The 10,906-nt window shown below is 42.3% G+C and carries 13 protein-coding genes; 2 read left to right on the top strand and 11 right to left on the bottom strand.

Going from position 1 to position 10,906, the window contains the following annotated elements; translation table 11 throughout:
• Positions 1-194: 194 nt before the first annotated feature.
• The 7 genes from Q7V32_RS03960 to Q7V32_RS03930 all read right to left on the bottom strand — a co-directional run bounded on the left by Q7V32_RS03960 (position 195) and on the right by Q7V32_RS03930 (position 5,491).
• Positions 195-404: a SlyX family protein gene (locus tag Q7V32_RS03960; protein WP_304895687.1), complete on the bottom strand. Its 210-nt coding sequence runs from the start codon at positions 402-404 to the stop codon at positions 195-197.
• Between the two features lie 22 nt (positions 405-426).
• Positions 427-1,254: a sulfite exporter TauE/SafE family protein gene (locus tag Q7V32_RS03955; protein ID WP_304895686.1), complete on the bottom strand. Its 828-nt coding sequence runs from the start codon at positions 1,252-1,254 to the stop codon at positions 427-429.
• A gap of 8 nt (positions 1,255-1,262) precedes the next feature.
• Positions 1,263-3,719 (bottom strand): heavy metal translocating P-type ATPase, encoded by a 2,457-nt coding sequence (locus Q7V32_RS03950; RefSeq protein ID WP_370691413.1) that lies wholly within the window; start codon positions 3,717-3,719, stop codon positions 1,263-1,265.
• Between the two features lie 115 nt (positions 3,720-3,834).
• Positions 3,835-4,443: a hypothetical protein gene (locus Q7V32_RS03945; RefSeq protein ID WP_304895684.1), complete on the bottom strand. Its 609-nt coding sequence runs from the start codon at positions 4,441-4,443 to the stop codon at positions 3,835-3,837.
• Positions 4,444-4,560: 117 nt separating this feature from the next.
• Positions 4,561-4,833, bottom strand: a complete 273-nt coding sequence (locus Q7V32_RS03940) for a hypothetical protein (RefSeq protein WP_304895683.1) — start codon at positions 4,831-4,833, stop codon at positions 4,561-4,563.
• 42 nt (positions 4,834-4,875) lie between these two features.
• A complete protein-coding gene (locus Q7V32_RS03935) occupies positions 4,876-5,043 on the bottom strand; it encodes a heavy metal translocating P-type ATPase metal-binding domain-containing protein (protein ID WP_159658365.1) in 168 nt (55 codons plus the stop codon).
• A gap of 226 nt (positions 5,044-5,269) precedes the next feature.
• Positions 5,270-5,491, bottom strand: a complete 222-nt coding sequence (locus Q7V32_RS03930) for a hypothetical protein (RefSeq protein WP_304895682.1) — start codon at positions 5,489-5,491, stop codon at positions 5,270-5,272.
• A gap of 357 nt (positions 5,492-5,848) precedes the next feature.
• Here Q7V32_RS03930 and Q7V32_RS03925 point away from each other — a divergent pair, with 357 nt between their 5' ends.
• A complete protein-coding gene (locus Q7V32_RS03925) occupies positions 5,849-6,214 on the top strand; it encodes a DUF6164 family protein (protein ID WP_304895681.1) in 366 nt (121 codons plus the stop codon).
• Positions 6,215-6,294: 80 nt separating this feature from the next.
• Here Q7V32_RS03925 and Q7V32_RS03920 read toward each other — a convergent pair whose 3' ends face one another.
• From Q7V32_RS03920 to Q7V32_RS03910, 3 genes are all read right to left on the bottom strand, one after another.
• Positions 6,295-6,639 (bottom strand): DUF2956 domain-containing protein, encoded by a 345-nt coding sequence (locus tag Q7V32_RS03920; protein ID WP_304895680.1) that lies wholly within the window; start codon positions 6,637-6,639, stop codon positions 6,295-6,297.
• 267 nt (positions 6,640-6,906) lie between these two features.
• Complete coding sequence (locus Q7V32_RS03915) at positions 6,907-7,125, bottom strand: DUF1289 domain-containing protein (protein ID WP_304895688.1); 219 nt, start codon at positions 7,123-7,125, stop codon at positions 6,907-6,909.
• 329 nt (positions 7,126-7,454) lie between these two features.
• Positions 7,455-8,249: a hypothetical protein gene (locus tag Q7V32_RS03910; RefSeq protein ID WP_304895679.1), complete on the bottom strand. Its 795-nt coding sequence runs from the start codon at positions 8,247-8,249 to the stop codon at positions 7,455-7,457.
• A gap of 96 nt (positions 8,250-8,345) precedes the next feature.
• On the opposite strand from Q7V32_RS03910, the gene Q7V32_RS03905 reads away from it, so the two are divergent.
• Positions 8,346-8,690 (top strand): hypothetical protein, encoded by a 345-nt coding sequence (locus tag Q7V32_RS03905; RefSeq protein ID WP_304895678.1) that lies wholly within the window; start codon positions 8,346-8,348, stop codon positions 8,688-8,690.
• Here the strand turns inward: Q7V32_RS03905 and Q7V32_RS03900 are convergent.
• Positions 8,655-10,823 carry a sodium-translocating pyrophosphatase gene (locus tag Q7V32_RS03900; RefSeq protein WP_304895677.1) on the bottom strand — a complete coding sequence of 723 codons (2,169 nt, stop codon included), beginning with the start codon at positions 10,821-10,823 and terminating at the stop codon, positions 8,655-8,657. The genes Q7V32_RS03905 and Q7V32_RS03900 overlap by 36 nt on opposite strands.
• Positions 10,824-10,906: the final 83 nt, after the last annotated feature.

The following is a 10,906-nucleotide window of genomic DNA, read 5'->3' as shown; positions in this document are numbered from 1 at the left end:
GTTTAGCCTGACTATTATACAGACTCGTTTTTCGTTGTCAACACCTTGTTTGGCTTTTCTTCCCTCCCTGACCCCTCACCGTCGTCCTGACCGCTGAAGAGCTGCACATTCTACAATGTTTATTTACTCTGTCAAGCTTTTATTTTGATCTTTCTTTGGATTGACAAAACAAAGCGTACAACGACTCTCTGTGTTCAGTAATGCGGCGGGATTTCCTCGCCTTGATTAACATAACCTATCTCTTCACAGACCGAGGTAATTCGATCATTGATCATGCTAAACGCTTTATTTAACCTGTCTATCTGAGCTTGTTGAGAAATTACAGTTTCATTTAATTCCTGAATCAGATCTTCCTGAAAGGCTATTTTGATTTGCAACTCTACAATTTGATCATCATTTTGCATCGCTTATCCACCAATTGAGAACTTAATTTTCCTGCAATGAATCCATCATGCCGACTAAATAATTTACAAATTCTTTTAAAAAAAGAATAAGCCCATCTATTTCATCTTTTAGATGATGCAAAAATGAATGCTGACCAAAGTTTTCCTGCACATAAAAAGACAAGCCCATGTATATGGTATTGGCTCCCATGATAATCATAATCAGAGCAGCCGACTTCATCATTAACCCTCGAAAACGAGCACTAATTTTGCCGAACGCAATACTGATAAAGAGCATCATAGGCAAAGTTCCAGCCCCAAAAGTCAGCATCAGCAATCCACCCTCCCCAATCGAAGGCGCAGATGTAGCTTGGACAGCCATTGCAAATGTCAACGGGCACGGCATAAGTCCGTTCAGCACACCTGCAATAGAGGCGCCTATTATAGGACCTCTTGTATTTGCGGTTGCATAGCCCCTTCTAAGCACACCCATTGGGATTAATTTGATTGAACCCTGAAAAGGTATCCAGCCTAGTATCCCTAAAGCCAGAAAAATGACAACCGATCCTATGAACATTTGCAAAATACTCTGCATCTTCCCAAACAGACCGCTTGATACCAGAACAACCCCTAAAGCCGCGGCAGCGAAACCTACCATTGTATATATCGAGATGCGGGCTAATTGATAAGCAAAATACGGCAAGTAACTTCTATTGGGGCCTGCTTTCATAAAATAGCCGGACACTAAGGCTCCGCACATGCCTAAACAATGACCACTGCCCAGTATTCCGGCAACAAATGCCAATCCGTAGTCAAATCCGCCAACCATCCCAGCGACATGCATACTGTGATCCATCGTCGAATGATCCATTTGTGCCTCTATTTTTTATTCAATCGCAGTGAATTAGCTATAACTGATACAGAACTTAAGGCCATCGCAGCTGATGCGATCATGGGATTAAGTTTGCCTATAGCAGCAACCGGGATAGCAATGGTGTTATAACCAAATGCCCAAAATAAATTTTGTTTGATGATACGTATCGTATCGGTACTTAATTGGATAGCCGATGTCACTTTTGAGATGTCGCCACTTACCAGCGTCAAATCTGCCGATTCAATGGCAATATCAGTTCCTGTTCCTATTGCAAAACCCACATCTGACGCCGCCAACGCAGGAGCATCGTTAATGCCGTCGCCTATCATTGCAACTTTTTGACCTTCTTTTTGTAACTGTCGAATAATAGCGAGCTTATCCTCCGGCTTGGCATTTGCGATAACAGTTTCTATTCCTACTTTGCCTGCAATGTAATTTGCTGTTTTTTCGGTGTCACCTGTAACCATTAATGTCTTGATGCCCATTTTTTTGAGCTTTGCTATTGCGTCATGGGATTGAATCCGGGGCTTATCTGCAATTGCGAATAAGGCAGCTTCTAGGCCGTCAATCGCCATAAATACCGGCGTCATTCCTTTTGCAGAAAACTGGCCGGCCGCTTCTAAAAGCCTATCAACCCGCAGCCCTTTCTCAACCAGCCAGGCTTTATTCCCCAAGACAAGCTTTTTTTCATCAACAAAAGCTTCAATACCTCTGCCTGTTTCACTGGCGAAACTTGCTACATCCTTAAGCTGAATTGCATGCTCCTTTGCATAAGTAACTATAGCCTTACCGAGAAAATGCTCAGAACTGTGTTCGGCAGATGCTGCCAGCATAATTACTTCTGATTGATCAAATTCGGACAAATTAACAATAGCCGCAACATTTGGCTTACCTTCTGTAATTGTTCCGGTTTTATCAAAAACAATAGCGTTTAATTTTGCAGCTGTTTCAAGGCTTTCTCCGTTGCGGATATAGATACCTTCTCTTGCTGCCTGCCCGGTTCCAACCATAATTGCTGCGGGAGTCGCCAGTCCAAGAGCGCACGGACAAGCAATAAGCAAAACTGTTATCGCATTGCCAAATGCAAAAGAGAATGGCGCTCCAGCTAATAACCATCCCGCCATAGTCAATCCTGAAACCAGCATGACCGATGGAACGAATACAGCGGAAATTTTATCGACTTGTTTCTGGATCGGCAGTTTGGTGGACTGTGCCTGATCGACCATGTGAACGATACCGGCAAGCACCGTATCCATGCCTACTGCGGTTGCACGGACTCGCAAAACACCATTACCATTGACACAGCCACCAATCACCTTATGCCCCGTTTCTTTTACTACGGGCAAACTTTCTCCGGTAACCATGGACTCATCAACTGTAGACACGCCAAAGATTACTATGCAGTCTGTTGGAATTTTTTCGCCCGGCCGCACCAGCAGAACATCGTCAATAACAACATCATCAACCGGTACTATTGTTTCCTCACCGTTTTTAAGCAGCGTTGCTGTTTGCGGCTGCAAGTCAACCAATTTCCTGATGGCCTCTCCGGCCTTTCCTTTTGCCCGCTCTTCAAGATATCGGCCGAGCAAAACAAAGGTAATGATCGCCGCGCCCGCTTCAAAATAAAGATGTCCTCTTTGCCTGTATAATGCAGGCAGACTGTAACCGTAAGCCGAACCCACACCCAAGGCAATCAGCGAATCCATATTAGCCGCCCGCTGTTTTGCCAGACGCCATGCTTTTATAAAAAATTGGCCACCGGACCAAAAAACCACAGGTGTAGTTAACAGGAACTGCATCCAATGCAGCGGACGCGATGAAGTCATGGCCATCCCAGTAACAATGACGGGGGTACTCAAAATTGCCGACCAGATAAAACGGCGGCGAGCGACAAGGATTCGCTGTTGCTCCTTTTCAATGAGTATCTTTCGTTGTGACAAAGTATCGACGGAATAGGTCTTATAACCTAATGTCTCTACTTTTGCCGACACATCTACTTTATTCAGCTGCCCATGAACAGTCAGTGTTTCCGTGCCAAAATTCACACTGGCCCGTTTTATTCGCGAATCTCTTTTTAGCACCATTTCAATCAACAAAGCACAAGATGCGCACGTCATGCCTTCTATTGCCAAATCAATTTCATGCTCGGGACCATCAAATATTTTTCCCGCCTGCTTTTGCTGAGCCGATTGCTTATGCGCAACATTTCCAAGAATTGCATCTATCAGTATCAATAAGTTTTTCTTTGGCAAACTGGCAGGATCGAACTCAATAACCACTGAGCCTAATGCATAAACCGACCTGACAGACTTTACTTCAGGCCGCTTTTTTATAAGGATTTCGAAGATATAGCTGCGTTCCTGATCATTTTTAAGAACCGGAGATATAATTCTGATACGTCTGGTCAACTGATGAACCAGTCGAAAGTTTTTAGGCATAACTGCGGGTGTATCCATATCCATTTCACTTGCAACCATTCAGGAAAATATAGAGCCCATACTATTAATCTTTTGTTCAGGGCCAAGGAACGTGTTTAAAGCTAATTCAAGAGATAATAAAACACATCGCAAACACAGCTTATTTAGCTTTACGCGATCTAATCAGAAGAAAAAACATATAAAAAAGCGCCATCCACTCATAGCGATACTTAAATGGTTTTACAATCCATTGTTGCGTTATGTTTTGCCAGTGTAATTTGATGAGGAAAAGCACCAGAATATCATTAAGGAAATCAACAACCGCTTTTTCAGGATCATTGATGAACGACTTTGGCTTTTTTAAAGTAACCCTTGTTAACACTCTAGCGGCATGGACCGTTTCCTTGGTGTTGTTTATCTTTTCTTTAATCCATGATAAAGGGGAAAACCTGTTCGTTTTAACCTTTCTATTTAAGAAAGCAGGTCCGCGTAGACTGGGCGAGGCAACTAGCGCTCCTTTTTTTTCAAGATTTGCGAGAATCTCAAAAAGCTGCTTTGCCAAAGATTTAAATTCGCATACGGAAGCATGAAAACGGATGGATAATTTTTTTTGGTTTCGATACAGGTTAACTCTGTAAACACCATCGATAGCTCTGATTGCCTTTATTAAGGTTTCAGCAACTTCCTTATTACATACTTTTTCCGGCACACCAAAACGAACATGCCCCTCTTCCTGATAACGCAACACAAACTCTTTTTGAATAGCCATAAAAACTTCAGCAAATATAAAAATAAAAACGGGTGCTCTGTTCAATCTAACAAGAAAGCACCCGTTTATAACTATTCATTTTCCCGTGAATCACGAAAAAGGGTTAAAACTCAACATTTATTCTTTAGTTTCAGCCACTAAGTCTTCAAGATTTTCTTTTTGATGTAGAACAAAATCTTTACCGGCATCCACCGCTTTTGTTGCCCCAGAGACGATTTCTTTGCGGTATTTGTAAACCAGGTAACCCGCTACAACACCTAGACCGAAGACAATAACAGGGTGTTTCGCAGCATTGCTTAACAACTTACCACCGCTATATACCGTAGCAGAAGCCATTGAACCCTTAACTATTTCTTTTGACATTGAATTACCACCGTGAGCATGTTTCATAGTTTATTTTCCTTAACAATTTATATAAGTAGCAGCGCCAAATTAAACTTGTTCCGAGTCCGGCAAAATTTGATCTTCGTGAAGCATTTGATAAATACCTTTGCACCCCTCGCAACAAAACGCTTTATCGCCTTCCGTTGTTTTAAGTGTAAACCCGGGCGTTTCGACAGTTAATCCGCAGAGATCGCAAACTTGCTTAGTATCGTTCATTTTTATTTCTTCAGCCTTCTTATAACACAAGGGATATTAACAAAAGACATACACTCTCACAACCGGCATTTTGTGCCAGTCCAAATCTCTATCCCATAAAAAAACCCGCTCATAAACGCTTGAGCGGGTTTACTAAAATTCTTAGCAACCAAGAGAACCAATTTTCAAGGATTTAAAAAAAACCAGAACCTCTATTCGTCATGCCTTAAGCAATAAGCAAAGCTGTTCAATGGCATTCTTGAGAAGCAGACATTTTCGGTTTGCTATTTGTCGCTTTACTGGACGCCTTCATTAAAGCAATACGCAGCGCTCCTGTAAGGCTTGCACCCAACCCCAAACGCATGGCCAAGGCAGGTACCAAGATCATCGACGCAACAGCTAAACCTGTTCCTATTAGTAAAGAACCAGTATTACTTGTTTCAACAGTACGAGATAAATCCTGACTCATTATTCTGACCTCTTTATTTCAAGTTTGTTAATAAACAATTTCCCTATTATTTGCACGATTAATACCAGTTTTTAACTCATTGTTTTATATGTACTTACATTCACACTGAAAACAATAAACCTCTAAAATAGGTTAAATAACCTAGTTTAAATATGTTATTTAACCTATTTTATTTTCAACTCTGCCTTAGAACTAGAGTAACAAGTGCCTGATTCAACAGTCAAAATCGGAGCATTCCCATAAAATCAGGCCGTTTATTTAATACGTAAACAGGCTTGTCGTATTAAAATGCCGATACACCTCTATTTCATCAGAATATGAATAGAAAAATAATTTAAATCGAATTAACAGATATCCATGAGCAAATTACTGTTTTCTTTAAGGAACGTACCGGATGATGAAGCGGAAGACATCAGAACGATATTGCAGGAAAATAATATTGATTATTACGAAACCCCACCAGGAAACTGGGGCATTTCAATGCCGGCTATCTGGGTCCGTGATGACTTGCAGTTTGATAAGGCGACTCATTTATTAAATGACTACCAAGACAAAAGGGCAATAACTCAACGGCAACTTTATCAACAACTCATCAAGGAAGGAAAGATGCCCGGTTTTTTTGGATACCTGCATCAAAATTTTTACAGGTTTATAATTCATGTCTTGGCGGTAGGATTAGTCATCTATGTTTCGATGAAGCTGATTTTAGAGTTCGGCCTGTAAACTAATGGCCCTTATTAAGTTGTGTTATTTGACACAGTTTTATTGGGGAGGCCTATCCCAATGCTCTGTTTATGGAGATTTTACTGATTCCCTGCCAGATAAAACAACAACACAGCCAACCATGAAATGCCTAAAAGCATCCAAGGCAATAGGCTCTGCTTATAAATAACAATAGGAATGTCATTATTGGTATTCTTATCAAAGTCATCGGATGTCACGCTAGTTGGTTTTTTCCTTTTTTTATCTAACTCTCTTGCTTTAGCTTTTTGCTGTTTTTTATAAATTTCAATCCCTTTCTGAATGCCTTGGCTTACAAGCTTAGTCTGCTCTTTGGTTTGGCCAGGCCTCTGGATTGCTTTTGCAATTTGTAAGGCCTGCTCCCGAGTTTCTTCGGATGGCTGATCATATTTCGTTTTTGCTGTCATTGTTTGGATTTTACATCTGCTTAATTGAAACCATCTTTTTTCAATTCTTCATATTTTCTTTTAAACCCCTCCTTATCCCACAAGTAATATATAAGTAACAACAAAAATGGCCACAACACAAAGAAAAGCAACTTTGAAATCATACCTAAACTCATATCTCCCCCTCTAAATTTGAAATCGACCTGGGCCGATGCCCAAAATAATTAAACCTGACAAATCTAATTCCATACTGCATTGTCTTGGAAACAAGCCTTATCAATCTGCCTTTTAATCATTGTCGCACGCTGTCAATATCAATTGTCTTTTAGTCGATGCGTACTCACGGTTTCGGGTATTCATAATAATTTGAAGACGCAATTGATCATCGGCAACTGACCAGCTTTTTATCTCCTGTAGCGATCTAAAACAGCCCACACAAACGTCTGATTCATTCAGACAACAATTACCAACACAGGGCGATTTCACCCGCTCAGGATAACTTATCATTTTCACTTTTCTCCGTATAAAAATGAAACGAGTTTCATTGAACTCTAAGTTGTCAAGAAATCTTCAATTGTCAATTGACAAACTTCCATATCCTGAATCAAAAGAATAAAAGTATTTTAAAAAACAATCTATTAACGATAGTAGTTATCTATGAAATAAACTATTGCAATAGGAAGGCATTGCCTATTTAGATTAACGCATTAGTGCTTGGTTTGTATGAGCACATGGATAATGAAAAGGAGCAATACCTTTCAATCACAAATTTGGCATTGCTCCCGCCCTACCTTGTCGAATTTTTCTTAGCATTGAAACGCATCAGAAACGTTAACCTAAAAAAAAGTATGGTCCTCTATCTCTAAACGCCTCATTAATTCAGAAAGAACGAGATGATCATAATGACGCACTAATACTGAATCGACGGGCCTTTCGCCCAACTCATCCTCAATTTGACTCACTATCAAACTCATATGGTGTCGTCTTAATACCGAATCTTCTGGCAATTTAGCCGGTGCTGATTGAGATAAATCAGGCTCAGAATTGATGTTTGAACGGGTGGCTTCGATAATCGGAGAAGCCTTAATTACACTCTCGGGTTCATCTGATTGTTCGTCAAGGTCAACCGAACCGTTCAGACTCTCCAGACACGCAGACCTATACTTGATCCCTTGCCATACAAAAAGCGTCACACTCACTGTTAACAAAGCAAAACTAACACTTAATGCGGCCCATTCGTAAAACATTTGATTCATTAAGTAAATACCCCACCAAAGAAGCAAGGAAAATACTATGACGGTAAATAACGCTTGCAAGACAAATGACCAATGCAGCGCACCGGTATCATGTCCCCAAGCCAACCTTATTCTGCGAATCGCATCATGTTGAGCCGTTTTATCATCCACTAATTTCAACTCATTAATCTCTCGATTAAGGCGTTTTTTTTCTATCAAACTGACTGCAAGCTGTAATGCTGAAACCACGGCTACGACACTGACGCCGACCCAAGTCACCACTATTTCTGTTGCCATCATAACTTCCCCCTCATTATTATTTTTATAGTTTAGGAAACGTGGAATTAATCCGTCCCTGGATCCTTCAACGAGTAATGACAAAAAACCGTAATTCATAATTAATTAAATTCAAAGGCTTAATGACATTGATATGCAATTTAACAGAAACATTTCCCTCTATCCAGTCACAGTTCAACCCCAGCGATTCTCAATTTGAGGCGGAAAAAGGGCTGGGGGAAGTTTTTTGAGGATGTCGGCAGCAGGGCAGATTTTTATTCCGGACAAAATCTGCATTTCCACCCTCCTTGGCAGTCAGATGCTGCTGTCAAGCCCTCACACATAGGCTTCACGGCGTTCCTCGAAAGACCTTTCCCTGTCCAAAATGACGCTGAAATTATCAATTTGGGAATTGCTGAGTTCAATACTGATTCTGAGAAAACAGACTCATCCCGTCATTATTCATTGCAAAAAAAGCCCCGCATTGAATTAACAAGCGAGGCTTCTAAGGCAGACTTAGCCGATTTACAACATCGGCGCAATAACCAAGGCAACCACTGACATTAATTTCAGCAGAATATTAAGCGAAGGACCTGATGTATCTTTGAACGGATCACCTACCGTATCGCCCACAACTGCTGCTTTGTGAGGCTCTGACCCTTTTAGATAGGTTTTACCCTGAATTTCAACGCCCTCTTCAATCATTTTTTTGGCATTGTCCCATGCGCCGCCGGAATTGGACTGGAAAATGGCCATTAATACGCCGCTTACCGTTACACCCGCCAATAATCCGCCCAACATTTCGGCACCGCCTAAAAATCCAATTGCAACAGGAGACAGAACCGCCAACAATCCGGGAACAACCATTTCCCGGATTGAAGCTTTTGTAGAAATATCAACACATTTGCTGTACTCCGCCTTGCCATCTGCGTTGTTAAAAATGAGCTGATCGTCCTCATTCCATTCTTCAAGCTCCTTGCCCTCATTTTTACGCATTACTTCAAGCGCAGCCGTAAGCTCAGGAATCGTTGCAAACTGGCGTCTTACCTCATTGATCATATCCATCGCCGCCCGGCCCACAGCGCCCATGGCCAGTGACGAAAACAGAAACGGCAGCATTCCGCCCAAAAACAAACCGGCCATCACATAAGGTTTGGAAATATCGATACTGGTTATCTTAGCCGTTGTCATATAGGCCGCAAACAACGCCAATGCAGTTAGAGCGGCTGACCCTATCGCAAAACCTTTACCTATGGCAGCCGTCGTATTACCGACAGCATCCAGTTTGTCCGTGCGTTTACGCACTTCTTTTGGCAGCGAAGCCATTTCAGCAATACCGCCCGCATTATCGGAAATGGGACCATAAGCATCGACCGCGAGTTGAATGCCGGTATTTGACAGCATTCCCACTGCCGCGATTGCGATACCATAAAGCCCTGCAAACTCATAGGCCCCGATAATAGCCGCCGCAAGAATGATGATTGGCATTGCGGTTGATTGCATCCCAACACCCAATCCGGCAATGATATTGGTCGCGGAACCTGTCAATGATTGCTCAACAATCCGCTTAACCGGACGGGTACCGGTTCCAGTGTAATACTCGGTAACATAGCCAATCGCCAATCCGGATAAAAGACCGATGATAATGGCCGTAAAAACCCCCATCGAAGTATAAGTCCCGGTTGGTGTCTGCCAGGATGCCGGCAATATCCACAACGTGATCCAATAGGTAGCCCCCAGCATTAAGACAGATGCAACCAGTTCGCCACGATTCAAGGCTTTATGCGGATCACCGCCCTCTTTAACGCGCACAAAAAACGTGCCGATAATCGATGTAACAATGCCAACACCCGCCAATAAAAGAGGCAATAAAGCAGCATTTAGCCCGCCAAATTCATTATTCATTTCAAACCCGGCAGAACCGATCAGCGCGGCTCCCAAGACCATTGTGCCCACTATTGAACCCACATAGGATTCAAAAAGATCCGCACCCATACCAGCAACATCACCGACATTATCGCCGACGTTATCGCCAATCGTTGCAGGGTTTAGCGGATGATCTTCGGGAATACCGGCTTCGACTTTACCCACCAGATCGGCGCCAATATCGGCCGCCTTCGTATAGATACCGCCGCCAACCCTCGCAAACAATGCAATGGATGATGCGCCAAAAGAAAAGCCGGTGATGACCGTAACAATTCGGTTAAAGTCCCATCCTAAAGAAGAATAAAAAATCAACAACAGACTCAAACCCAGCACGCCGAGACCAACCACCCCCAAGCCCATCACGGAACCACCGGAGAAGGCCACCTGTAAGGCGCTACCGATACTGGTTCTGGCCGCCTGTGTTGTCCTTACATTGGCTTGAGTCGCTATTCGCATCCCCAAAAAACCCGCCAATCCGGAACAAAACGCACCCAAGACGAATGAAAAAGCAATTAACCAAGAGGAATCAGCGGAACGAGAACCCATCCAGCCCAATAAAACGGCGATGACTACAACAAATACCGCTAAAACCTGGTATTCGGCTTTTAGAAAAGCCATCGCCCCATCAGCGATATACCCGGCAATTCGCGTCATTCTTTCATTCCCGGCATCTTGTTTTTTAACCCAAGCGGAGCGAATGACGGTAAAAATCAAGGCCAGAAAGCCAAAAACCGGAATTAAATAGGATATTAACTGCCCTGTGTTCATAAATGTTTGCCTTATATAGTTAAAAAATAGTTATGCTGCTGTCATATTTCACCGAAATTAATCTTTAAATTAAAGTTGAGTAA

The organism is Methylicorpusculum sp. (assembly GCF_030651835.1).
Lineage (GTDB): Bacteria > Pseudomonadota > Gammaproteobacteria > Methylococcales > Methylomonadaceae > Methylicorpusculum.
The sequence above is the reverse complement of the archived record's forward strand: the minus strand, read 5'-3'. Positions and strand labels throughout refer to the sequence as shown.